29 protein-coding genes, 1 pseudogene and 2 other annotated features are annotated in these 24,190 nt (G+C 42.5%); of the genes and pseudogenes, 29 read left to right on the top strand and 1 reads right to left on the bottom strand.

The annotated features are described in order from the left end of the window. Positions 1-64: 64 nt before the first annotated feature. The 20 genes from KUA57_RS01290 to KUA57_RS01195 all read left to right on the top strand — a co-directional run bounded on the left by KUA57_RS01290 (position 65) and on the right by KUA57_RS01195 (position 15,950). The gene (locus KUA57_RS01290) at positions 65-769 is read left to right on the top strand and encodes a YoaK family protein (RefSeq protein WP_218493519.1); all 705 of its coding nucleotides are present in this window, start codon (positions 65-67) and stop codon (positions 767-769) included. A gap of 58 nt (positions 770-827) precedes the next feature. Further along, positions 828-915 (top strand) — a sequence feature (ribosomal protein L21 leader region). A gap of 35 nt (positions 916-950) precedes the next feature. Then, a complete protein-coding gene (rplU, locus tag KUA57_RS01285) occupies positions 951-1,265 on the top strand; it encodes a 50S ribosomal protein L21 (RefSeq protein ID WP_000109141.1) in 315 nt (104 codons plus the stop codon). A gap of 15 nt (positions 1,266-1,280) precedes the next feature. Next, positions 1,281-1,625 carry a ribosomal-processing cysteine protease Prp gene (locus tag KUA57_RS01280; protein WP_000613694.1) on the top strand — a complete coding sequence of 115 codons (345 nt, stop codon included), beginning with the start codon at positions 1,281-1,283 and terminating at the stop codon, positions 1,623-1,625. Between the two features lie 16 nt (positions 1,626-1,641). Beyond that, positions 1,642-1,935, top strand: coding sequence for a 50S ribosomal protein L27 (rpmA, locus tag KUA57_RS01275; RefSeq protein ID WP_000916509.1), 294 nt, complete (start codon positions 1,642-1,644; stop codon positions 1,933-1,935). 229 nt (positions 1,936-2,164) lie between these two features. Beyond that, complete coding sequence (locus KUA57_RS01270) at positions 2,165-3,073, top strand: LysR family transcriptional regulator (RefSeq protein ID WP_049488647.1); 909 nt, start codon at positions 2,165-2,167, stop codon at positions 3,071-3,073. Then, positions 3,070-3,531, top strand: coding sequence for a signal peptidase II (gene lspA, locus KUA57_RS01265; RefSeq protein ID WP_020901753.1), 462 nt, complete (start codon positions 3,070-3,072; stop codon positions 3,529-3,531). Before KUA57_RS01270 ends, lspA begins: the two co-directional genes overlap by 4 nt. After that, positions 3,521-4,411, top strand: coding sequence for an RluA family pseudouridine synthase (locus tag KUA57_RS01260; RefSeq protein ID WP_049510250.1), 891 nt, complete (start codon positions 3,521-3,523; stop codon positions 4,409-4,411). The genes lspA and KUA57_RS01260 overlap by 11 nt, the downstream gene beginning before the upstream one ends. A gap of 109 nt (positions 4,412-4,520) precedes the next feature. Next, entirely contained in the window at positions 4,521-5,630 is a 1,110-nt protein-coding gene (proB, locus tag KUA57_RS01255) for a glutamate 5-kinase (protein WP_218493518.1), read from the top strand. A gap of 9 nt (positions 5,631-5,639) precedes the next feature. After that, positions 5,640-6,902: a glutamate-5-semialdehyde dehydrogenase gene (locus KUA57_RS01250; protein WP_218493517.1), complete on the top strand. Its 1,263-nt coding sequence runs from the start codon at positions 5,640-5,642 to the stop codon at positions 6,900-6,902. 3 nt (positions 6,903-6,905) lie between these two features. Further along, on the top strand, positions 6,906-7,703 hold the full coding sequence (gene proC, locus KUA57_RS01245; RefSeq protein ID WP_218493516.1) for a pyrroline-5-carboxylate reductase: 798 nt from the start codon (positions 6,906-6,908) through the stop codon (positions 7,701-7,703). Positions 7,704-7,815: 112 nt separating this feature from the next. Continuing rightward, positions 7,816-8,454, top strand: coding sequence for a dTMP kinase (gene tmk, locus KUA57_RS01240; RefSeq protein WP_218493515.1), 639 nt, complete (start codon positions 7,816-7,818; stop codon positions 8,452-8,454). Further along, positions 8,451-9,341: a DNA polymerase III subunit delta' gene (locus tag KUA57_RS01235; RefSeq protein WP_218493514.1), complete on the top strand. Its 891-nt coding sequence runs from the start codon at positions 8,451-8,453 to the stop codon at positions 9,339-9,341. Before tmk ends, KUA57_RS01235 begins: the two co-directional genes overlap by 4 nt. A 39-nt stretch (positions 9,342-9,380) precedes the next feature. Further along, positions 9,381-9,698, top strand: a complete 318-nt coding sequence (gene yabA / locus KUA57_RS01230) for a DNA replication initiation control protein YabA (protein ID WP_000358228.1) — start codon at positions 9,381-9,383, stop codon at positions 9,696-9,698. Between the two features lie 2 nt (positions 9,699-9,700). Further along, positions 9,701-10,579, top strand: a complete 879-nt coding sequence (rsmI, locus tag KUA57_RS01225) for a 16S rRNA (cytidine(1402)-2'-O)-methyltransferase (RefSeq protein WP_218493513.1) — start codon at positions 9,701-9,703, stop codon at positions 10,577-10,579. 430 nt (positions 10,580-11,009) lie between these two features. Further along, a complete protein-coding gene (trmFO, locus tag KUA57_RS01220) occupies positions 11,010-12,344 on the top strand; it encodes a methylenetetrahydrofolate--tRNA-(uracil(54)-C(5))-methyltransferase (FADH(2)-oxidizing) TrmFO (protein ID WP_218493512.1) in 1,335 nt (444 codons plus the stop codon). A gap of 83 nt (positions 12,345-12,427) precedes the next feature. Next, on the top strand, positions 12,428-13,165 hold the full coding sequence (gene pyrH / locus KUA57_RS01215) for a UMP kinase (RefSeq protein WP_000002996.1): 738 nt from the start codon (positions 12,428-12,430) through the stop codon (positions 13,163-13,165). An 8-nt stretch (positions 13,166-13,173) separates the two neighbouring features. Continuing rightward, positions 13,174-13,731, top strand: coding sequence for a ribosome recycling factor (gene frr / locus KUA57_RS01210; RefSeq protein ID WP_001262225.1), 558 nt, complete (start codon positions 13,174-13,176; stop codon positions 13,729-13,731). 59 nt (positions 13,732-13,790) lie between these two features. Beyond that, entirely contained in the window at positions 13,791-14,645 is an 855-nt protein-coding gene (gene cvfB, locus KUA57_RS01205; RefSeq protein ID WP_125429909.1) for an RNA-binding virulence regulatory protein CvfB, read from the top strand. Positions 14,646-14,653: 8 nt separating this feature from the next. Then, complete coding sequence (locus tag KUA57_RS01200) at positions 14,654-14,869, top strand: YozE family protein (protein ID WP_218493511.1); 216 nt, start codon at positions 14,654-14,656, stop codon at positions 14,867-14,869. A gap of 85 nt (positions 14,870-14,954) precedes the next feature. Then, a complete protein-coding gene (locus KUA57_RS01195) occupies positions 14,955-15,950 on the top strand; it encodes a PhoH family protein (RefSeq protein ID WP_000658173.1) in 996 nt (331 codons plus the stop codon). A 55-nt stretch (positions 15,951-16,005) separates the two neighbouring features. On the opposite strand, the gene ald is transcribed toward KUA57_RS01195, so the two are convergent. Next, positions 16,006-17,118, bottom strand: coding sequence for an alanine dehydrogenase (gene ald, locus KUA57_RS01190; RefSeq protein WP_061864111.1), 1,113 nt, complete (start codon positions 17,116-17,118; stop codon positions 16,006-16,008). Positions 17,119-17,250: 132 nt separating this feature from the next. On the opposite strand from ald, the pseudogene KUA57_RS01185 reads away from it, so the two are divergent. From KUA57_RS01185 to KUA57_RS01145, 9 genes and pseudogenes are all read left to right on the top strand, one after another. Further along, positions 17,251-17,337 (top strand): annotated as a pseudogene (locus KUA57_RS01185) (GNAT family N-acetyltransferase); the annotation flags it as partial. Positions 17,338-17,403: 66 nt separating this feature from the next. Further along, a complete protein-coding gene (locus KUA57_RS01180; RefSeq protein WP_218493510.1) occupies positions 17,404-18,054 on the top strand; it encodes a helix-hairpin-helix domain-containing protein in 651 nt (216 codons plus the stop codon). Then, entirely contained in the window at positions 18,038-20,278 is a 2,241-nt protein-coding gene (locus KUA57_RS01175) for a DNA internalization-related competence protein ComEC/Rec2 (RefSeq protein WP_218493509.1), read from the top strand. Before KUA57_RS01180 ends, KUA57_RS01175 begins: the two co-directional genes overlap by 17 nt. A 72-nt stretch (positions 20,279-20,350) precedes the next feature. Continuing rightward, positions 20,351-20,482, top strand: a sequence feature (ribosomal protein L20 leader region). A 15-nt stretch (positions 20,483-20,497) separates the two neighbouring features. After that, on the top strand, positions 20,498-21,028 hold the full coding sequence (infC, locus tag KUA57_RS01170) for a translation initiation factor IF-3 (protein ID WP_000848180.1): 531 nt from the start codon (positions 20,498-20,500) through the stop codon (positions 21,026-21,028). Between the two features lie 32 nt (positions 21,029-21,060). Beyond that, positions 21,061-21,261 carry a 50S ribosomal protein L35 gene (rpmI, locus tag KUA57_RS01165; protein WP_001125943.1) on the top strand — a complete coding sequence of 67 codons (201 nt, stop codon included), beginning with the start codon at positions 21,061-21,063 and terminating at the stop codon, positions 21,259-21,261. Positions 21,262-21,312: 51 nt separating this feature from the next. Further along, a complete protein-coding gene (rplT, locus tag KUA57_RS01160) occupies positions 21,313-21,672 on the top strand; it encodes a 50S ribosomal protein L20 (protein WP_000124834.1) in 360 nt (119 codons plus the stop codon). Between the two features lie 58 nt (positions 21,673-21,730). Next, the gene (gloA, locus tag KUA57_RS01155) at positions 21,731-22,111 is read left to right on the top strand and encodes a lactoylglutathione lyase (RefSeq protein ID WP_000157153.1); all 381 of its coding nucleotides are present in this window, start codon (positions 21,731-21,733) and stop codon (positions 22,109-22,111) included. A gap of 248 nt (positions 22,112-22,359) precedes the next feature. Then, positions 22,360-23,160, top strand: a complete 801-nt coding sequence (locus tag KUA57_RS01150; protein WP_004254684.1) for a dihydroorotate dehydrogenase electron transfer subunit — start codon at positions 22,360-22,362, stop codon at positions 23,158-23,160. After that, the gene (locus tag KUA57_RS01145) at positions 23,123-24,109 is read left to right on the top strand and encodes a dihydroorotate dehydrogenase (protein ID WP_275574811.1); all 987 of its coding nucleotides are present in this window, start codon (positions 23,123-23,125) and stop codon (positions 24,107-24,109) included. Before KUA57_RS01150 ends, KUA57_RS01145 begins: the two co-directional genes overlap by 38 nt. The last annotated feature ends 81 nt before the right edge of the window (positions 24,110-24,190 follow it).

Here is a 24,190-nt window from a genome sequence, read left to right as displayed (position 1 = left end):
ATTTCAAATAAGCTACTAGGCCTTTTTCAAAGAAAGTGGTACAATAATGAGATGAGTAAATGAAATGGGAGGGAAAATGAGGTTATTACCTATAAGAAAAATATCACGTCAGTCTAAGAGGCTAGCGCTTTTTTTGACTTTTTGTGCAGGTTATGTAGATGCCTATACGTTTATTGTGCGAGGGAACACTCTTGTAGCTGGACAAACTGGGAATGTAGTCTTTCTATCCGTGGGGCTCATTCAACACAATGTTTCAGATGCTAGTGCCAAAGTAATGACCTTGCTAGCTTTTATGATGGGGGTCTTTTTACTAACGATTTATAAGGAAAAATTGAGAATTGTGAAAAAGCCCATTCTGTCATTGATTCCTTTGGCAATCTTATCAATCATTATTGGTTTTGTGCCACAAACTGTAGATAATATCTATCTAGTACCGCCCTTGGCTTTCTGTATGGGACTGGTGACAACTGCTTTTGGTGAAGTGTCGGGTATTGCCTATAATAACGCTTTTATGACAGGGAATATCAAACGGACTATGCTGGCTTTTGGAGATTATTTCCGAACCAAGCACACTCCTTTTTTACGTGAAGGGTTCATATTTGTTAGCTTACTTAGTAGTTTTGTCCTTGGCGTTGTCTTTTCAGCTTATTTGACGATTTTCTATCATGAAAAGACCATTCTTGGTGTTCCTATTATGATGAGCATTTTTTACATTAGCATGCTTTTTGCCAAGTGGCGGAAAAAAGTAAAAGAAAAAGCTTCATTTTAGGTGTTATTGCTTGTAAGAAAATAGGAGATATGCTATACTTGAAGAGTTGACTATGCACGATCCTGTGCAACCGCACGAACATCGTTGCTTGATTATTCAAGTTTAAGTGGTTTGTCCCACGATGCTAGGCGAGTCTTCACAAAAAATCGGGGAAACCCATAAAAATCATAGGAGGTGCATAATGAGCACATACGCAATTATCAAAACTGGCGGAAAACAAGTTAAAGTTGAAGTTGGTCAAGCAGTTTACGTTGAAAAATTGAACGTTGAAGCTGGTCAAGAAGTTACTTTTAACGAAGTTGTTCTTGTTGGTGGTGAAAACACTGTTGTCGGAACTCCACTTGTTGCTGGAGCTACTGTAGTTGGAACTGTTGAAAAACAAGGAAAACAAAAGAAAGTTGTTACTTACAAGTACAAACCTAAAAAAGGTAGCCACCGTAAACAAGGTCACCGTCAACCATATACAAAAGTTGTCATCAACGCAATTAACGCTTAATTTTAAGGAGAACACATGATACAAGCAGTCTTTGAGAGAGCCGAAGATGGCGAGCTGAGGAGTGCGGAAATTACTGGACACGCCGAGAGTGGCGAATACGGCTTTGATGTCGTGTGTGCATCGGTTTCTACGCTTGCCATTAACTTTATCAATTCTATTGAGAAATTTGCAGGCTATGAACCAATCCTAGAATTAAACGAAGATGAAGGTGGCTATCTGATGGTTGAAATACCAAAAGATCTTCCTTCACACCAGAGAGAAATGACCCAGTTATTCTTTGAATCATTTTTCTTAGGTATGGCAAACTTATCGGAGAACTCTTCTGAGTTCGTCCAAACCAGAGTTATCACAGAAAACTAACACGGAGGAAAACATTATGTTAAAAATGACTCTTAACAACTTGCAACTTTTCGCCCACAAAAAAGGTGGAGGTTCTACATCAAACGGACGTGATTCACAAGCGAAACGTCTTGGAGCTAAAGCAGCTGACGGACAAACTGTAACAGGTGGATCAATCCTTTACCGTCAACGTGGTACACACATCTATCCAGGTGTAAACGTTGGACGTGGTGGAGACGATACTTTGTTCGCTAAAGTTGAAGGCGTAGTACGCTTTGAACGTAAAGGACGCGATAAAAAACAAGTTTCTGTTTACCCAATCGCTAAATAAAAAGGTCCAGTGAACCTTTTTATCCCGAGCCTTGAAATGTAAAGGCGAGGAAGCTAGAAGTAGCATTAAATAAGGCTTTCCGAGTTTTCGGAGAGCCTATTTTTTGTTTTGATACCCATGATTTGTTCGTTCTTAGAGTAGATGCATTTTATGATTGAGATTATTTTTCTTCGATGGAAAACTTCTAAAATATGGTATAATGAAAAGATAAAGAAGTTGGGGGTAGAAGATGAACATTCAACAATTACGCTATGTTGTTGCCATTGCCAATAGTGGTACTTTCCGTGAAGCTGCTGAAAAGATGTATGTTAGTCAGCCGAGTCTGTCCATTTCTGTTCGTGATTTGGAAAAAGAGTTGGGTTTTAAGATTTTCCGTCGGACCAGCTCAGGGACTTTCTTGACTCGTCGTGGTATGGAATTCTATGAAAAAGCGCAAGAATTGGTTAAAGGATTTGATATTTTTCAAAATCAGTATGCTAATCCTGAAGAAGAAAAAGATGAATTTTCCATTGCCAGTCAGCACTATGACTTCTTGCCACCAACCATTACGGCCTTTTCAGAGCGCTATCCTGACTATAAGAACTTTCGTATTTTTGAATCAACTACTGTTCAAATCTTAGACGAAGTAGCGCAAGGGCACAGTGAGATTGGGATTATCTACCTCAACAATCAAAATAAAAAAGGGATCATGCAACGGATTGAAAAGCTAGGTCTGGAGGTCATTGAATTGATTCCCTTTCATACCCATATTTATCTTCGTGAAGGGCATCCTTTAGCCCAGAAAGAGGAATTGGTCATGGAGGATTTAGCTGATTTACCAACGGTTCGTTTTACTCAAGAGAAAGACGAGTACCTTTATTATTCAGAGAATTTTGTCGATACCAGTGCTAGTTCACAGATGTTTAATGTGACAGACCGTGCTACCTTGAATGGTATTTTAGAGCGGACGGACGCCTATGCGACAGGTTCTGGATTTTTAGATAGTGATAGTGTTAATGGCATCACAGTTATTCGTCTCAAGGATAATCTAGATAATCGCATGGTCTACGTTAAACGTGAGGAAGTGGAGCTCAGTCAAGCTGGGACTCTCTTTGTAGAAGTCATGCAAGAATATTTTAATCAGAAGAGGAAATCATGAAAAAAAGAGGAATAGTGGCAGTCATTGTACTGCTTTTGATTGGGCTTGATCAGTTGGTAAAATCCTATATCGTCCAGCAAATTCCATTGGGTGAAGTACGATCTTGGATTCCCAATTTCGTTAGCTTGACCTACCTGCAAAATCGAGGGGCAGCCTTTTCTATCTTACAAGATCAGCAGTTGTTATTCGCTGTCATTACTCTGGTTGTCGTGGTTGGTGCCATTTGGTATTTACATAAACATATGGAGGACTCACTCTGGATGGTCTTGGGTTTGACCTTGATTATTGCAGGTGGTCTTGGAAACTTTATTGACAGGATCAGTCAGGGCTTTGTTGTGGATATGTTTCATGTGGACTTTATCAATTTTGCAATTTTCAATGTGGCAGATAGCTATCTGACTGTTGGAGTGATTATTTTATTGATTGCGATGTTAAAAGAGGAAATAAATGGAAATTAAAATTGAAACTGGTGGCCTGCGTTTGGATAAGGCTTTGTCGGATTTGACAGAATTATCACGCAGTCTCGCGAATGAACAAATCAAATCAGGTCAGGTCTTGGTCAATGGCCAAGTCAAGAAAGCTAAATACACTGTCCAAGAGGGCGATATCGTCACTTACCATGTGCCAGAACCAGAGGTTTTAGAGTATGTGCCTGAGAATCTTCCGCTAGATATCATCTACCAAGATGAGGATGTGGCCGTCGTTAACAAGCCTCAAGGAATGGTTGTGCATCCGAGTGCTGGTCATACTAGTGGAACTCTGGTAAATGCCCTTATGTACCATATTAAGGATTTATCGGGTATCAATGGGGTTCTGCGTCCAGGAATTGTTCATCGTATTGATAAGGATACGTCAGGCCTTCTCATGATTGCTAAAAACGATGAGGCGCATCTAGCACTTGCTCAAGAACTCAAGGATAAAAAGTCTCTTCGCAAATATTGGGCGATTGTTCATGGAAATCTGCCTAATGATCGTGGTGTCATTGAAGCTCCGATTGGCCGTAGTGAAAAAGACCGTAAGAAACAGGCTGTGACTGCTAAAGGGAAGCCTGCAGTGACACGTTTCCACGTTTTGGAACGCTTTGGTGATTATAGTTTAGTGGAGCTGCAGTTGGAAACAGGCCGCACCCATCAAATCCGTGTTCACATGGCTTATATTGGTCATCCAGTCGCTGGTGATGAAGTCTATGGTCCTCGCAAGACTTTGAAAGGACATGGACAATTTCTTCATGCCAAGACTCTAGGATTTACGCATCCACGAACAGGTGAGATCTTGGAATTTACAGCAGATATCCCAGAGATTTTTAAGGAAACCTTGGAGAGATTGAGAAAGAATTAGATTTGATAAAAGGTTGAGATGGCTTGTCTCGACCTTTTTCCTATCAACTCTTTTCTATTTCCTGCCATTCATGTTATAATGGATAAATATGAAGAATCGGAGTGAGACTATGAAATTCAAACGGATTGTCTTTAAGGTGGGGACTTCTTCTCTGACGAATGAGGATGGAAGTTTATCACGTAGTAAGGTAAAAGCTATTACCCAGCAGTTGGCTATGCTGCACGAGGCTGGTCATGAATTGATTTTGGTGTCGTCAGGTGCCATTGCGGCTGGTTTTGGGGCTTTAGGATTTAAAAAGCGTCCGACTAAGATTGCTGATAAACAGGCTTCAGCAGCGGTAGGACAAGGGCTTTTGTTGGAAGAATACACGACCAATCTTCTCTTGCGCCAAATCGTTTCTGCACAAATTTTGCTGACTCAGGATGATTTTGTGGATAAGCGCCGTTATAAAAATGCCCATCAGGCTTTGTCAGTTTTACTTAGCCGTGGGGCGATTCCTATTATCAATGAGAATGACAGTGTCGTTATTGATGAGCTCAAGGTTGGGGACAATGACACTCTGAGTGCGCAGGTAGCGGCCATGGTCCAAGCTGACCTTTTGGTCCTCTTGACAGACGTAGACGGTCTTTATACTGGAAATCCTAATTCAGATTCAAGAGCCAAACGCTTGGAGAAAATTGAGACCATCAATCGTGAGATTATTGATATGGCTGGTGGAGCTGGCTCTTCAAACGGAACTGGGGGCATGCTAACAAAAATCAAAGCTGCAACTATCGCGACGGAATCAGGAGTTCCTGTTTATATCTGCTCATCCTTAAAGTCAGATGCCATGATTGAGGCAGCTGAGGAGACCAAGGATGGTTCCTACTTTGTTGCGCAAGAGAAGGGACTTCGTACCCAGAAACAATGGCTGGCTTTTTATGCTCAGAGTCAAGGTTCTATTTGGGTTGATAAAGGGGCTGCAGAAGCTCTCTCTCAACATGGCAAGAGTCTTCTTTTATCTGGTATTGTTGACGCAGAAGGAGCTTTTTCTTATGGTGATATCGTGACAGTATTTGACAAGGAAAGTGGAAAATCACTTGGAAAAGGACGCGTGCAATTTGGGGCATCTGCTTTGGAGGATATGTTGCGTTCTCAAAAAGCCAAGGGTGTCTTGATTCACCGTGACGACTGGATTTCCATTACTCCTGAAATCCAACTACTCTTTACAGAATTTTAGAGGTAAACTATGGTAAGTACACAAGAACAATTTGAACAGGTACAGGCTGTAAAAAAATCGATCAACACAGCTAGTGAAGCAGTGAAAAATCAAGCCTTGCTAGCCATGGCTGATCACTTATTAGTAGCTACTGAGGAAATTTTAGCGGCCAATGCCCTCGATATGGAAGCGGCTAAGGGTAAAATCTCAGATGTGATGCTGGATCGTCTTTATTTGGATGCAGGTCGTATAGAAGCGATGGCAACTGGGATTCGTGAAGTGGTTGCTTTACCAGATCCAATCGGTGAAGTTTTAGAGACCAATCATCTTGAAAATGGCTTAGTGATCACCAAAAAACGTGTGGCTATGGGCGTTATCGGTATTATCTATGAAAGTCGTCCAAATGTGACGTCTGACGCGGCTGCTCTGGCTCTCAAGAGTGGGAATGCGGTTGTTCTTCGTAGTGGTAAGGATGCCTACCAAACAGCTCATGCTATTGTCACAGCCTTGAAGAAGGGCTTGGAGACGACTACCATTCATCCAGATGTGATTCAACTGGTGGAAGATACTAGCCGAGAAAGTAGCTATGCTATGATGAAGGCCAAGGGCTATCTAGACCTTCTTATTCCTCGTGGAGGGGCTGGCTTGATCAATGCAGTGGTTGAGAATGCTATCGTACCTGTTATCGAGACAGGAACTGGGATTGTTCATGTTTATGTCGATAAGGATGCAGATGACGACAAGGCTCTGTCTATCATCAATAATGCTAAAACCAGTCGTCCTTCTGTCTGCAATGCCATGGAGGTTCTAATTGTTCATGAGGACAAGGCAGCAAGCTTCTTTCCTCGCTTGGAGAAGGTACTGGTTGAAGATCGAAAAGAAGCTGGGTTGGAGCCAATTCAATTCCGCTTGGATGAGAAAGCAAGTCAGTTTGTTTCAGGTCAAGCAGCTGAAGCACAAGACTTTGACACCGAGTTTTTAGACTATGTCCTAGCTGTTAAGGTTGTGAGCAGTTTAGAAGAAGCGGTTGCCCATATTGAAACCCACAGTACCCATCATTCGGATGCCATTGTGACGGAAAATGCTGAAGCTGCGGCTTACTTTACAGATCAAGTGGACTCTGCAGCTGTCTATGTCAATGCCTCAACTCGTTTCACAGATGGTGGCCAATTTGGTCTTGGTTGTGAAATGGGGATTTCAACTCAGAAATTGCACGCGCGTGGTCCCATGGGCTTGAAAGAGTTGACTAGCTACAAGTATGTGGTTACTGGTGACGGGCAGATAAGGGAGTAAGAGATGAAGATTGGATTTATCGGCTTGGGGAATATGGGAGCTAGTTTGGCCAAGGCTGTTTTGCAGGCCAAGACGGGTGATGACATTCTTCTTGCCAATCGTAGTCAAGCCAAGGTGGATGCTTTCATCGCCAACTTTGGTGGTCAGGCTTCCAGCAATGAAGAAATTTTTGCAGAAGCAGATGTGATTTTTCTAGGTGTTAAGCCAGCTCAGTTCTCAGACTTGCTTTCTCAATACCAGACCATCCTTGAAAAAAGAGAAAGTCTTCTTTTGATTTCCATGGCAGCTGGATTGACCTTGGAAAAACTGGCTAGTCTTCTTCCAAGTCAGCACCGAATTATTCGTATGATGCCAAATACCCCTGCTTCTATCGGGCAAGGAGTGATTAGTTATGCCATATCAGCAAAATGTCGTGCTGAGGACAGTGAACTTTTTTGTCAGCTTTTAGCCAAGGCTGGTCTCTTGATTGAACTTGGGGAAAGCTTAATTGATGCAGCGACAGGTCTTGCAGGTTGTGGGCCGGCCTTTGTCTATCTTTTTATTGAGGCCTTGGCAGATGCAGGTGTTCAGACAGGATTGCCAAGAGAAACGGCATTGAAAATGGCAGCTCAAACAGTTGTCGGCGCTGGACAATTGGTCCTAGAAAGCCAGCAACATCCTGGGGTCTTAAAAGATAAAGTTTGTAGCCCAGGTGGTTCGACTATCGCTGGCGTAGCAAGTCTAGAAGCGCATGCTTTCCGAGGAACAGTCATGGATGCAGTTGGTCAAGCCTACAAACGAACACAAGAATTAGGTAAATAAGAGGTAGTTTTATCTGCCTCTTTTATGGTGGTTGAAATGAGAAGAAAAAAGATTGTCACAAACCCCCATTTTTTTGATAGAATAGAAGTAGTAAAAAAGAAATGAGTTAGACATGTCAAAAGGATTTTTAGTCTCTCTTGAGGGACCAGAGGGAGCAGGAAAGACCAGTGTTTTAGAGGCTCTGCTACCAATTTTAGAGGAAAAAGGGGTAGAGGTGCTGACGACCCGTGAACCTGGCGGAGTCTTGATTGGGGAGAAGATTCGGGAAGTGATTTTGGACCCAAGTCATACTCAGATGGATCCTAAAACGGAACTCCTTCTCTATATCGCCAGTCGCAGACAGCACTTGGTGGAAAAAGTTCTCCCTGCCCTTGCAGCTGGCAAGGTGGTCATTATGGACCGCTTCATCGATAGTTCTCTTGCCTATCAGGGATTTGGTCGTGGTTTGGACATTGAAGCCATTGACTGGCTTAATCAGTTTGCGACAGATGGCCTTAAACCCGATTTGACCCTCTATTTTGACATCGAGGTGGAAGAAGGACTGGCTCGCATTGCTGCTAATAGTGACCGCGAGGTCAATCGTTTGGACTTGGAAGGGTTGGACTTGCATAAAAAAGTCCGTCAAGGTTACCTTTCTCTTCTGGACAAAGAAGGAAGTCGTATTGTCAAGGTTGATGCTAGTTTTCCTTTGGAGCAAGTTGTGGAAACTACCAAGGCAGTTTTGTTTGAGAGAATGGGATTGGCTAAATGAAACAAGATCAACTAAAGGCTTGGCAACCAGATCAGTTTGACCGTTTTGTCCGTATTCTAGAACAAGACCAGCTCAATCACGCCTATCTTTTTTCAGGATTCTTTGGAAGCTTGGAAATGTCGCAATTTTTGGCTAAGAGCCTCTTTTGTACAGATAAAGTAGGTGTTTTACCATGTGAGAAATGCCGGAATTGTAAACTGATTGAACAGGGAGAATTTCCCGATGTCACTTTGATTAAACCAGTTAATCAGGTCATTAAGACAGAACGCATTCGAGAATTGGTGGGGCAGTTTTCTCAAGCAGGGATTGAAAGCCAGCAGCAGGTCTTTATTATCGATCAAGCTGAGAAAATGCACCCTAATGCAGCCAATTCTTTGCTCAAGGTCATCGAAGAACCCCAGAGTGAGGTTTACATTTTCTTCTTAACTAGCGATGAGGAAAAGATCTTACCGACAATCCGAAGTCGGACCCAGATTTTCCACTTTAAAAAGCAAGAAGAGAAGCTCATCTTGCTCTTAGAACAAATGGGGCTGGTTAAGAAAAAAGCAACTCTCTTAGCTCAGTTTAGTCAATCGCGAGCTGAAGCAGAAAAGTTGGCTAATCAGGCAGGCTTTTGGACCTTGGTCGATGAAAGTGAACGCCTGCTGACTTGGTTAGTGGCTAAGAAAAAAGAAAGTTATCTGCAGGTTGCTAAATTAGCCAACTTGGCAGATGATAAGGAAAAACAAGATCAGGTTTTACGGATTCTTGAAGTCCTCTGTGGGCAGGACCTCCTGCAAGCAAGAGTTAGAGTGATTCTACAAGATTTGCTAGAAGCTAGAAGAATGTGGCAAGCTAATGTCAGCTTTCAAAATGCCATGGAATACCTGGTCTTGAAAGAAATATAAACTCAAAAATGAATGATAAAGAAAGGAAAGAGCTGTTTTATGGACAAAAAAGAATTATTTGACGCGCTGGACGATTTTTCCCAACAGTTATTGGTAACCTTGGCCGATGTGGAAGCAATCAAGAAAAATCTCAAGAGCCTGGTAGAGGAAAATACAGCTCTTCGCTTGGAAAATAGTAAGTTGCGCGAACGCTTGGGTGAGGTGGAAGCAGATGCTCCTGTCAAGGCTAAGCATGTTCGTGAAAGTGTCCGTCGTATTTACCGGGATGGATTTCACGTATGTAATGATTTTTATGGACAACGTCGAGAGCAGGACGAGGAATGTATGTTCTGTGACGAGTTGTTATACAGGGAGTAGGCATGCAGATTCAAAAAAGTTTTAAGGGGCAGTCTCCCTATGGCAAGCTGTATCTAGTGGCAACGCCGATTGGCAATCTAGACGATATAACCTTTCGAGCTATCCAGACCTTGAAAGAGGTGGACTGGATTGCTGCTGAGGACACGCGCAATACTGGGCTTTTGCTCAAGCATTTTGATATTTCTACTAAGCAGATTAGTTTTCATGAGCACAATGCCAAGGAAAAGATTCCTGATTTGATTAGTTTCCTGAAAGCAGGACAAAGTATTGCTCAGGTTTCTGATGCGGGTCTGCCTAGCATCTCAGACCCTGGTCATGATTTGGTTAAGGCAGCCATTGAGGAAGATATTGCTGTTGTCACAGTTCCAGGTGCCTCTGCAGGAATTTCTGCCTTGATCGCTAGTGGTTTAGCGCCACAGCCACATATCTTTTACGGCTTTTTACCGAGAAAGTCAGGCCAGCAAAAGCAATTTTTCGACTCGAAAAAAGACTATCCTGAAACACAAATTTTCTATGAATCCCCTCATCGTGTAGCAGATACGTTGGAAAATATGCTAGCAGTTTATGGCAACCGCTCGGTCGTCTTGGTCAGAGAATTGACCAAAATCTATGAAGAATACCAAAGAGGTACAATTTCTGAATTGCTGGAAAGCATCTCTGAAACGCCACTTAAGGGAGAATGCCTTCTCATTGTTGAAGGTGCCAGTCAGGATGTGGAGGAAAAAGACAAGGAGGACTTGTTCTTAGAAATCCAAGTCCGCATCCAGCAAGGCATGAAGAAAAACCAAGCTATCAAGGAAGTCGCTAAGATTTACCAGTGGAATAAAAGCCAGCTTTATGCTGCCTACCACGAATGGGAAGAAAATCAAGAAAATGACTAAACAGGGAAGTTTGCCTTCTTCCCTTTTTTTGTTATACTAGTAGAAGAAAAAAATAGAAAGATTTGTGGGAGTGAAAAAGTCCGGGGGACTTTTTCAGCCTGAGCCAAGAAATTCGAGAGCGAGGAAAGTCCTGTGGACTTTTTCAGCCTGAGCCAGGAAATTCGAGAGCGAGGAAAGTCCTGTGGACTTTTTCAGCCTGAGCCAAGAAATTCGAGAGCGAGGATAGTCCTGTGGACTTTTTCAGCCTGAGCCAAGAAACTCGAAAGCGAAGTAAGTCCTGTGGACTCTTTCAGTCTGAGCCAAGAAACTCGAAAGCGAGTAAGTCCTGTGGACTCTTTCAGTCTGAGCCAAGAAACTCGAAAGCGAGTAAGTTCGGTTGGCTTTTTCAATGTGAATCTTGTCTTCACACTCCCAAAGAGGTATTAGTGTCGTGTCTCAATCTTATATCAATGTTATCGGTGCTGGTTTGGCAGGTTCTGAAGCAGCCTACCAAATCGCAGAACGTGGTATTCCAGTTAAACTCTATGAAATGCGTGGTGTCAAGTCAACACCCCAGCACAAAACAGACAATTTTGCAGAGTTAGTTTGCTCCAATTCTCTTCGTGGAGATGCTCTGACAAATGCAGTTGGTCTTCTCAAGGAAGAAATGCGTCGCTTGGGTTCTGTTATTTTGGAATCTGCTGAGGCTACACGTGTTCCTGCAGGTGGTGCGCTTGCGGTGGACCGTAATGGTTTCTCCCAAATGGTGACCGAAAAAGTTGCCAACCATCCCTTGATTGAAGTGGTTCGTGATGAAATTACAGAATTACCGACTGATGTAATCACAGTTGTCGCTACTGGTCCCTTGACTAGCGATGCCTTGGCTGAAAAGATTCATGCTCTCAATGACGGCGATGGTTTCTATTTCTACGATGCGGCAGCGCCGATTATTGATGTCAACACCATCGATATGAGCAAGGTCTATCTCAAGTCTCGGTATGACAAGGGAGAAGCTGCTTATCTCAATGCTCCAATGACCAAGCAAGAGTTTATGGATTTCCATGAAGCCTTGGTCAATGCGGAAGAAGCTCCGCTTAATTCTTTCGAAAAAGAAAAGTATTTTGAAGGCTGTATGCCTATCGAAGTCATGGCTAAACGTGGTATTAAAACAATGCTTTATGGTCCTATGAAACCAGTCGGTCTGGAGTATCCGGACGACTACACAGGACCTCGTGATGGAGAATTTAAAACACCTTATGCGGTGGTTCAGCTTCGTCAGGACAATGCAGCTGGTAGCCTCTATAATATCGTCGGTTTCCAGACCCACCTCAAATGGGGAGAACAAAAGCGTGTCTTCCAAATGATTCCAGGTCTTGAAAATGCGGAGTTTGTTCGTTATGGTGTCATGCACCGCAATTCTTATATGGACTCACCAGATCTTCTTGAGCAAACCTATCGTTCCAAGAAACAGCCAAATCTCTTCTTTGCTGGTCAAATGACGGGTGTGGAAGGCTATGTAGAGTCAGCTGCGTCAGGATTAGTTGCGGGAATTAACGCGGCTCGTCTTTTTAAGAGAGAAAGCGAGGCGATTTTCCCAGAGACGACGGCGATTGGAAGCTTAGCTCATTACATCACCCATGCTGACAGCAAGCATTTCCAACCAATGAATGTCAACTTTGGGATTATCAAGGAGTTGGAAGGCGAACGTATCCGTGATAAGAAGGCTCGTTATGAAAAAATTGCAGAGCGTGCTCTTTCTGACTTAGAGGAATTTTTAACAGTCTAATTTTTTTGAAAGAATTGCTCATGATACTATAAAAATCTTAGAAATTGTGATAAAATAGGTAGGATAAAAAAAGGAGAGTGAAAATGGCGAATCCCAAGTATAAACGTATTTTAATCAAGTTATCAGGTGAAGCCCTTGCCGGAGAACGTGGCGTAGGGATTGATATCCAAACAGTTCAAACAATCGCAAAAGAGATTCAAGAAGTTCATAGCTTAGGTATCGAAATTGCCCTTGTTATTGGTGGAGGAAATCTCTGGCGTGGAGAACCTGCTGCAGAAGCAGGAATGGACCGCGTTCAGGCAGATTACACAGGAATGCTTGGGACTGTTATGAATGCTCTTGTGATGGCAGATTCATTGCAACAAGTTGGGGTTGATACACGTGTGCAAACAGCGATTGCTATGCAACAAGTGGCAGAGCCTTATGTACGTGGACGTGCCCTTCGTCACCTTGAAAAAGGCCGTATCGTTATCTTTGGTGCTGGAATTGGTTCACCATACTTCTCAACAGATACAACAGCGGCTCTTCGTGCAGCTGAAATCGAAGCGGATGCTATCCTTATGGCTAAAAATGGTGTAGACGGTGTTTACAATGCCGATCCTAAGAAGGACAAGACGGCCGTTAAATTTGAAGAATTGACCCACCGTGATGTCATTAACAAAGGTCTTCGTATCATGGACTCAACAGCTTCAACCCTCTCAATGGACAACGATATTGACTTGGTTGTCTTTAACATGAACCAACCAGGCAACATCAAACGTGTCGTATTTGGTGAAAATATAGGAACAACAGTTTCAAATAATATCGAAGAAAAGGAATAAGAAAGATTATGGCTAACGCAATTATTGAAAAAGCTAAAGAGAGAATGACCCAGTCTCACCAATCACTTGCTCGTGAATTTGGTGGTATCCGTGCTGGCCGTGCCAATGCAAGCTTGCTTGACCGTGTACATGTAGAATACTATGGAGTTGAAACTCCTCTTAACCAAATCGCTTCAATTACGATTCCAGAAGCGCGTGTTTTGTTGGTCACACCATTTGACAAGTCTTCGTTGAAAGACATCGAACGTGCCTTGAACGCTTCTGATCTTGGTATCACACCAGCTAACGACGGTTCTGTGATTCGTTTGGTTATCCCTGCTCTTACAGAAGAAACTCGTCGTGACCTTGCTAAAGAAGTGAAGAAGGTCGGAGAAAATGCTAAAGTGGCTGTCCGCAATATCCGTCGCGATGCTATGGACGAAGCTAAGAAACAAGAAAAAGCAAAAGAAATCACTGAAGACGAATTGAAGACTCTTGAAAAAGACATTCAAAAAGTAACAGACGATGCTGTCAAACACATCGATGACATGACTGCTAATAAAGAAAAAGAACTTTTGGAAGTCTAAAAATAAACAGAAAAACTCAGTTGGCATTGCTGGCTGAGTTTTATTCGAAAGAAGGAAATATGAATAAAAATCTTGCAAGTTTTATCGTTGGACTCATCATCGATGAAAATGACCGTTTCTACTTTGTGCAAAAGGATGGCCAGACCTATGCTCTTGCTAAGGAAGAAGGTCAACATACAGTAGGGGATACGGTTAAAGGTTTTGCCTACACGGATATGAAGCAAAAACTCCGCTTGACCACTCTAGAAGTGACTGCCACTCAGGACCAATTTGGTTGGGGCCGTGTTACAGAGGTTCGTAAGGACTTGGGTGTCTTTGTAGATACAGGCCTTCCTGACAAGGAAATCGTTGTGTCACTTGATATTCTCCCTGAGCTCAAGGAACTTTGGCCTAAGAAGGGCGACCAACTCTACATCCGTCTTGAAGTGGATAAGAAAGACCGTATCTGGGGTCTCTTGGCTTATCAAGAAGACTTCCAACGTTTGGCTCGTCCTGCCTACAACAACATGCAGAACCAAAACTGGCCAGCCATTGTTTACCGCCTCAAGCTGTCAGGAACTTTTGTTTACCTGCCAGAAAATAACATGCTTGGCTTTATCCATCCTAGCGAGCGCTATGCAGAGCCACGTTTGGGTCAAGTTTTAGATGCGCGTGTTATTGGTTTCCGTGAAGTGGACCGTACCTTGAACCTTTCTCTCAAACCACGTTCTTTTGAGATGTTGGAAAATGATGCTCAGATGATTTTGACCTACTTGGAAAGCAATGGCGGTTTTATGACCTTGAATGATAAGTCATCTCCTGAGGACATCAAGGCAACCTTTGGAATTTCTAAAGGTCAGTTCAAGAAAGCACTTGGTGGCTTGATGAAGGCTGGTAAAATCAAGCAAGACCAGTTTGGGACAGAGTTGATTTAGGGTAGCTTATGAGAAAATCATTTTACACTTGGCTCATGACCGAGCGCAATCCTAAAAGTAACAGTCCTAAAGCCATCTTGGCAGATCTAGCATTTGAAGAGTCAGCCTTCCCAAAACACACAGATGATTTTGATGAGGTCAGTCGCTTTTTGGAAGAACATGCCAGTTTCTCTTTTAACCTAGGAGATTTTGACATTATCTGGCAGGAATACTTAGAACACTAGCATTTATTCATTGGGTTTGGGCTAGTAATTTCTCCACCCCTTTGCTATAATAAAAAGAAATAAAAGGATTAGAGAGGTTCTTTATTTGAAGGAACATTCAATAGACATTCAACTGAGTCATCCAGATGACCTGTTTCATCTTTTTGGTTCCAATGAACGCCATCTTCGTTTGATGGAAGAAGAGCTTGATGTGGTGATTCATGCCCGTACGGAGATTGTCCAGGTTTTGGGAGAAGAGGCTGCCTGTGAGGAAGCCCGTCAGGTTATTCAGGCTTTGATGGTCTTGGTGAATCGTGGGATGACTGTCGGTACGCCAGATGTGGTGACTGCGATTAGCATGGTCAAAAACGATGAAATCGACAAGTTTGTCGCCCTTTACGAAGAAGAAATCATCAAGGATAATACTGGGAAGCCTATCCGTGTCAAAACCTTGGGTCAAAAACTTTATGTGGACAGTGTTAAACAGCATGATGTGACCTTTGGAATTGGGCCAGCAGGTACAGGGAAGACCTTCCTTGCAGTGACCTTGGCTGTGACAGCTCTTAAACGTGGTCAGGTTAAGCGGATTATCCTAACACGCCCGGCAGTGGAAGCTGGCGAGAGTCTAGGTTTTCTTCCGGGTGATCTTAAAGAGAAGGTAGATCCTTACCTTCGACCTGTTTATGATGCCTTGTATCAGATTCTGGGAAAAGACCAAACAACTCGACTCATGGAGCGTGAAATTATCGAGATTGCGCCCCTTGCCTATATGCGTGGACGAACCTTGGATGATGCCTTTGTCATTCTCGATGAGGCGCAAAATACGACTATCATGCAGATGAAGATGTTTTTGACTCGTTTAGGATTTAATTCTAAGATGATTGTCAATGGAGATATCAGTCAGATTGACCTTCCGCGTAACGTCAAGTCCGGTTTGATTGATGCCCAAGAGAAACTCAAGAACATTCACCAGATTGACTTTGTTCATTTTTCAGCTAAGGATGTGGTTCGCCATCCAGTTGTCGCTCAGATTATCCGAGCTTATGAACCAGCTCCAGTTAAAAATGAAGAGCGTGAAGAAGTCCAAGAAGAAACAGAATAGCAAAAAAGAGCAGTTCAGGTGGAATTGCTCTTTCTTTTATCGGATAATTAGATTTTTATACTAGTTCATCAATTGGAGTATGTTTTTTATCGAGGCCTTGGGCTACTGGAAGACTGGTTAAGTAACCTTGATAAGTGGTCACACCTTGACGCAAGCCCTCATCTTCAGAGATTGCTTGTACAAAACCTTTACCAGCCAAAGCTTCGATATAAGGAAGAGTGACATTGGTTAGGGCGATAGTTGAAGTACGGGCTACAGCACCGGGGATGTTGGCAACGGCATAGTGGAGCACACCGTGTTTTTCATAGACGGGTTCATCGTGCGTTGTCACACGGTCAGCTGTCTCGATAACGCCGCCTTGGTCAACGGCAACGTCAACAATGACAGATCCTGGACGCATTTGTTTGACCATCTCATCTGTCACCAATTTCGGTGCTTTGGCACCTGGGATGAGAACCGCTCCGATCACCACATCCGCATCTCTCACACTGGCTTCGATGTTGAATGAATTGGACATGAGAGTTTGAATTTGGTGACCAAAGACCTCCTCTAAAACGGAGAGACGTTTAGCACTGATATCAAGGATGGTTACTTGAGCACCAAGACCAAGCGCAATTCGAGCAGCATGGGTCCCTACGACACCACCACCGATGATGGTTACTTTCCCTTTAGGTACACCCGGTACACCACCAAGTAGGACACCAGAACCTCCTGCTTGCTTAGTTAGGAAATGAGCACCGATTTGGACTGCCATACGGCCTGCAACCTCACTCATAGGAACGAGGAGTGGTAACTGACCTTGGGAATCACTGACGGTTTCATAGGCAATCCCCGTTGTTTTCGCTACTAGCATAGCATCTGCTAATTTAGGCGCTGCGGCCATGTGTAAGTAGGTGAAGAGAAGCAGGTCTTCACGCAAGTACTCATATTCAGAAGTTAATGGTTCTTTTACTTTCACGACTAACTCTGCAGCCCAGGCTTCACCAGCAGTAGCGACAATCTCAGCTCCTTGCTTTTGATAGTCAGCATCAGTAAATCCTGAACCTAGACCAGCATTTGTTTCGATAAGGACGCGATGACCACGACCGACTAAGCTGTGGACACCAGCAGGTGTGAGGGCAACACGGTTTTCATTATTCTTAATTTCTTTTGGAATTCCGATTAACATAGAGAAAAACTCCCTTTCTATTGACGGGTTGTAAATGATTTATCACAATTATCTATAAAATAAGGTGATGATTTTATTCTATATGAAACCGCTTTAAAAAGCAAGGAAAACTTGTTGTAAACTATCTATAAGGCCAGATTGGACAAAAAAGAACCAGAACGAATCGTTACAAGAGTTCATTATGTCTTGACCAAGGAAGACTATTTTGCAAATAAATAAGCAGTTGAGAAGAAATTTTCGACTGTTTTTTCTTTCTCTTACGAATAATCTAAGAGAGGAGAAAATATGGAAGCAATTATCGAGAAAATAAAAGAGTATAAAATCATCGTCATCTGTACTAGTCTAGGCTTGCTTGTTGGTGGATTTTTCCTGCTAAAGCCGGCTCCACAAACACCTGATAATGAAACGAATTTGCAGGCAGAAGTTGCAGCTGTTTCCAAGGATTCATCGACCGAAAAGGAAGTGAAGAAGGAAGAAAAGGCAGAGCCACTTGAACAAGATTTAATCACAGTAGATGTGAAGGGGGCTGTGAAATCACCAGGGATTTATGATTTGCCTGTAGGTAGTCGAGTCAATGATGCTGTTCAGAAGGCTGGTGGGTTGACAGAACAAGCAGATAGCAAGTCGCTCAATCTAGCTCAGAAAGTTAGTGACGAGGCTCTGGTTTACGTCCCAACTAAGGGAGAAGAAGCAGCTAGTCAGCAGGCAGGTCTTGGGACGGCTTCCTCAACGAGCAAGGAAAAGAAGGTCAATCTCAATAAGGCCAGTCTGGAAGAACTCAAGCAGGTCAAAGGACTGGGTGGCAAACGAGCTCAGGATATTATCGACCATCGTGAGGCAAATGGGAAATTCAAGTCGGTTGATGAACTCAAGAAAGTCTCTGGCATTGGTGCCAAGACCATAGAAAAGCTAAAAGATTATGTTACAGTGGACTAAGAATTTCCCCATTCCCCTAATTTACCTGAGTTTTCTGTTACTTTGGCTTTATTACGCTATTTTCTCAGCATCCTATCTTGCTTTGTTGGGCTTCGTTTTTCTGCTAGTCTGTCTTTTTTTCCAATTTCCTTGGAAACCAGCAGGCAAAGTTCTAGTGATTTGCGGAATCTTTGCCTGCTGGTTTCTGTTTCAAAATTGGCAACAGAGTCAAGCTGGTCAAAACCTAGAGGATTCTGTTGAAAGGGTACGGATTTTGCCTGACACTATTAAGGTCAATGGTGACAGTCTATCCTTTCGTGGTAAGTCTGATGGACGCATTTTTCAAGTCTATTATAAACTCCAGTCCGAAGAGGAGAAAGAAGCCTTTCAAGCTTTAACTGACCTTCATGAGATAGGATTAGAAGGGAAGCTTTCGGAGCCAGAGGGGAAGAGAAATTTTGGTGGTTTTGACTACCAAGCCTATCTGAAAACTCAGGGAATTTACCAGACTCTCAATATCAAAAAAATCCAGTCACTTCAAAAGGTTGGCAGTTGGGATATAGGAGAAAATCTATCCAGTTTACGCCGAAAGGCTGTGGTTTGGATTAAGACACATTTTCCAGACCCTATGCGCAATTACATGACAGGTCTCTTGTTAGGGCATCTGGACACAGATTTTGAGGAGATGAATGAGCTTTATTCTAGTTTAGGAATTATCCACCTCTTTGCCTTGTCGGGGATGCAGGTAGGTTTTTTCATGGACGGGTTTAAGAAACTACTTTTGAGATTGGGCTTGACCCAAGAAAAGTTGAAATGGCTGACGTATCCCTTTTCCCTTATCTATGCAGGGCTGACAGGGTTTTCAGCTTCGGTCATTCGCAGCATCTTGCAAAAGTTACTGGCTCAACATGGTGTTAAGGGCTTGGACAATTTTTCCTTGACTGTCCTTGTACTCTTTATTATCATGCCCAACTTTTTCCTGACTGCAGGAGGAGTTTTGTCATGTGCTTATGCTTTTATCTTGACCATGACCAGCAAAGAAGGAGAGGGACTTAAGGCTATTGCCAGAGAAAGTCTGGTTATTTCCTTGGGTATACTACCTATTTTATCCTTCTATTTTGCAGAATTTCAACCTTGGTCCATTCTTTTGACCTTTGTCTTTTCCTTTCTATTTGACTTGGTCTTCTTACCGCTCTTGTCTATCTTATTTGCCCTTTCCTTTCTCTATCCAGTCATTCAGCTGAATTTTATCTTTGAATGGTTGGAAAGTATTATTCGCTTGGTGTCGCAGGTGGCAAGTAGGCCTCTAGTCTTTGGACAACCCAATGCATGGCTTTTAATTTTATTGTTAATTTCCTTGGCTTTAGTCTATGATTTGAGGAAAAACATTAAAAGGCTAGCAGTGTTGAGCTTCTTGATTACAGGTCTCTTTTTCTTGACCAAGTATCCACTGGAAAATGAAATCACCATGCTGGATGTTGGGCAGGGGGAAAGTATTTTCCTACGGGATGTAACTGGGAAAACCATTCTCATAGATGTAGGTGGCAAGGCAGAATCTGATAAGAAAATCGAAAAATGGCAAGAAAAGGCGACGACCAGCAATGCCCAGCGCACCTTGATACCCTATCTTAAAAGTCGAGGAGTGGCCAAGATTGACCAGCTAATTTTGACAAATACGGACAAGGAGCATGTTGGCGATTTGTTGGAGGTGACCAATGCATTCCATGTAGGGGAGATCTTAGTATCAAAAGGCAGTCTGAAACAGAAGGAATTTGTGGAAGAACTGCAGGCGACTCAAACCAAGGTACGAAGTGTGGCAGCAGGAGAGAAATTGCCAATTTTTGGAAGTCACTTAGAAGTCCTATCTCCAAGGAAAATGGGAGACGGAGGTTATGATGATTCCCTAGTTCTGTATGGGAAACTTTTGGATAAGTACTTTCTCTTCACAGGAAATTTGGAGGAGAAAGGAGAGAAGGACTTGTTGAAGCAGTATCCTGACCTAGAAGTGGATGTTTTGAAAGCTAGCCAACATGGCTCTAAAAAATCATCAAGTTCAGCCTTTCTAGAACAGCTCAAACCAGAGATGACTCTCATTTCAGTTGGAAAGAACAATCGAACGAAACTCCCCCATCAGGAAACCTTGACCCGACTGGAAGGTATCAATAGCAAAGTTTACCGAACTGACCAGCAAGGAGCTATACGCTTTAAAGGGTGGAAAAGTTGGAAAATAGAAACGGTTGGTTAATGAGCAGAAACTTTTCAAAAAAATAACTTTTTATCTTGACAAGAGCTAGAAAACTTGGTATCATATAAAAGTTGAGAAAAGCAGAAGTGAGAGCTTCTCGCCTTGTGACATTAAGTTGCCTGGCCCTACGGATGAAAAGTTTCTAAGAAACGCTATCATAACGTGCGGGCTTGTATATTTACGAGTCCGCTATTGTTTTTCTCTAATAAAACAAAAGAGGTGAAAACCATAGCAAAGCAAGACTTATTCATCAATGATGAGATTCGTGTACGTGAAGTTCGCTTGATTGGTCTTGAAGGAGAACAGCTAGGCATCAAGCCACTCAGTGAAGCGCAAGCTTTGGCTGATAACGCTAATGTTGACCTAGTATTGATTCAACCCCAAGCCAAACCGCCTGTTGCAAAAATTATGGACTACGGTAAGTTCAAATTTGAGTACCAGAAGAAGCAAAAAGAACAACGTAAAAAACAAAGTGTTGTTACTGTGAAAGAAGTTCGTCTAAGTCCAACTATTGACAAGGGTGACTTTGATACAAAACTTCGCAATGCACGCAAATTCCTTGAAAAAGGAAATAAAGTTAAGGTATCTATTCGCTTTAAGGGTCGTATGATTACCCATAAAGAGATTGGTGCAAAAGTTTTAGCCGAGTTTGCTGAAGCAACTCAAGATATTGCCATCATCGAACAACGTGCTAAAATGGATGGACGTCAAATGTTCATGCAATTGGCGCCAGCGACTGACAAAAAATAATTGTCAGAAAGTTAAATAAAGGAGAAAAAATCATGCCAAAACAAAAAACACACCGCGCATCAGCTAAACGTTTCAAACGTACAGGTTCTGGTGGACTTAAACGTTTCCGTGCTTACACTTCTCACCGTTTCCACGGAAAAACTAAGAAACAACGTCGTCATCTTCGTAAAGCATCTATGGTGCATTCAGGAGATTACAAACGTATCAAAGCAATGCTTACTCGCTTGAAATAATAGCTTGACTGTAAGTAAACAATTCTAGGAAATATTTGGAGGAAATAAAACATGGCACGTGTTAAAGGTGGCGTTGTATCACGCAAACGTCGTAAACGTATTCTTAAATTAGCAAAAGGTTACTATGGAGCTAAACACATCTTGTTCCGTACTGCAAAAGAACAAGTAATGAACTCTTACTACTATGCATACCGTGACCGTCGTCAGAAAAAACGTGACTTCCGCAAATTGTGGATCACTCGTATCAACGCGGCAGCTCGTATGAACGGACTTTCATACTCACAATTGATGCATGGTTTGAAATTGGCTGAGATCGAAGTTAACCGTAAAATGCTTGCTGACTTGGCTGTTAACGATGCAGCAGCTTTCACAGCTCTTGCAGATGCAGCTAAAGCAAAACTTGGTAAATAATCACTGATAAGACTGGAACAGGATTGTCCCAGTCTTTTTAAAAATAAAGGAGAAAAATATGGCTTCAAAAATGCTACATACTTGCTTGCGAGTAGAAAATCTTGAAAAATCAATCGCATTTTATCAAGATGCTTTTGGATTTAAAGAATTGCGTCGCAGAGATTTTCCAGACCATGCCTTCACGATTGTCTATCTAGGTCTTGAGGGTGATGACTATGAGTTGGAGTTGACTTATAACTACGATCATGGTCCTTATGTGGTTGGAGATGGATTTGCCCATATCGCCCTAAGTACACCTGATCTTGAGGCGCTTCATCAAGAGCATAGTGCCAAAGGTTATGAAGTGACTGAGCCAAATGGTCTACCAGGAACTGCACCAAACTATTACTTTGTCAAAGATCCTGATGGCTACAAGGTTGAAGTCATTCGTGAAAAATAATCTCGTGAAGTCAAGTGGAATGTTCGTTTTCTACTTGACTTTTTTTAGCTGAAAGAGTATACTAATAAAAATTTAACCTTTAAGGGGAGTCCAGAGAGACTCACAAGGTGTCAGATAAAAGAATAGTGCAATTTTCTAGAGGAGACTTTTTGAGTGTGCTCTCTTCTGTTGTACGATTTTAACTGAGGCCTTGCACTAGCAAGGTCTTTTCTTTGTCTGGTCCCCTTAAAATTTAAGGAGGAAAAGTCATGAATCCCACATGTAAGAAACGTTTGGGTGCAATTCGTTTGGAAACCATGAAGGTGGTAGCACAGGAGGAAATCGCGCCAGCAATCTTTGAATTAGTTCTAGAAGGAGAAATGGTTGAAGCCATGCGAGCAGGCCAATTTCTTCATCTGCGTGTGCCTGATGACGCCCATCTCTTGCGTCGCCCTATTTCAATTTCGTCTATTGATAAGGTAAAGAAGCAGTGTCATCTCATTTACCGGATTGAAGGAGCTGGGACAGCTATTTTTTCAACCTTAAGTCAGGGAGATACTCTTGATGTGATGGGACCTCAGGGGAATGGATTTGACTTGTCTGACCTGGATGAGCAGAGCCAGATTCTCTTAGTTGGAGGGGGGATTGGTGTACCTCCTTTACTTGAGGTGGCCAAGGAATTGCATGCGCGTGGAGTAAAAGTAGTGACAGTCCTTGGTTTTGCTAATAAGGATGCTGTTATTTTAGAGACGGAATTAGCTCAATATGGTCAAGTCTTTGTAACGACAGATGATGGTTCTTATGGTATCAAGGGAAATGTTTCCGTTGTTATCAAGGATTTAGACAATCAATTTGATGCTGTTTACTCATGTGGGGCTCCAGGAATGATGAAGTATATCAATCAAACCTTTTATGACCATCCAAGAGCCTATCTATCTCTAGAATCTCGTATGGCTTGTGGGATGGGGGCTTGTTATGCCTGCGTCCTAAAAGTACCAGAAAGCGAGACGGTCAGCCAACGCGTCTGTGAAGATGGCCCTGTTTTCCGCACAGGAACAGTTGTATTATAAGGAGAAAATCATGACTACAAATAGTTTACAAGTTTCTCTACCAGGATTGAATTTGAAAAATCCGATTATTCCAGCATCAGGCTGTTTTGGTTTTGGACAAGAGTATGCCAAGTACTATGACTTAGACCTTTTAGGTTCTATTATGATCAAGGCGACAACACTTGAACCCCGTTTTGGTAATCCAACTCCTAGAGTAGCTGAGACCCCTGCTGGCATGCTCAATGCAATCGGCTTGCAAAATCCAGGTTTAGAAGCTGTTTTAGCTGAAAAACTGCCTTGGCTAGAAAGAGAGTATCCAAATCTTCCTATTATTGCCAATGTGGCTGGTTTTTCAAAACAAGAGTATGCGGCTGTTTCTCATGGGATTTCCAAGGCAACTAATGTAAAGGCTATCGAGCTCAATATTTCTTGCCCCAATGTGGACCACTGCAATCACGGACTTTTGATTGGTCAAGATCCAGATTTGGCTTATGATGTGGTGAAAGCAGCTGTGGAAGCCTCTGATGTGCCAGTTTATGTCAAATTAACCCCTAGTGTGACCGATATCGTTACTGTCGCAAAAGCTGCAGAAGATGCGGGAGCAAGTGGATTAACCATGATCAATACTCTAGTTGGAATGCGCTTTGACCTCAAAACCAGAAAACCAATCTTGGCCAATGGAACAGGTGGAATGTCTGGTCCAGCAGTATTTCCAGTAGCCCTAAAGCTTATTCGCCAAGTAGCCCAAACAACAGACCTACCTATCATTGGAATGGGGGGAGTAGATTCGGCTGAAGCTGCCCTAGAAATGTATCTGGCTGGAGCATCGGCTATTGGAGTTGGAACAGCCAATTTTACCAATCCATATGCCTGTCCTGATATCATCGAAAATTTACCAAAGGTTATGGATAAATACGGCATCAGCAGTCTAGAAAATCTACGCAAGGAAGTAAAAGCCAGCCTTAGATAAGCTAGACTATCCTTATTGTCAATAAGATATAGAATTTTCATCATTTTGTAATATTTTCATCTTTTAACTATGTTAAAATAA

The organism is Streptococcus vulneris (assembly GCF_019218685.1).
In the GTDB taxonomy this organism is placed as follows: Bacteria; Bacillota; Bacilli; order Lactobacillales; family Streptococcaceae; genus Streptococcus; species Streptococcus vulneris.
Note: the sequence above shows the minus strand (reverse complement) of the source record. Positions and strands in the feature narration are given on the sequence as shown.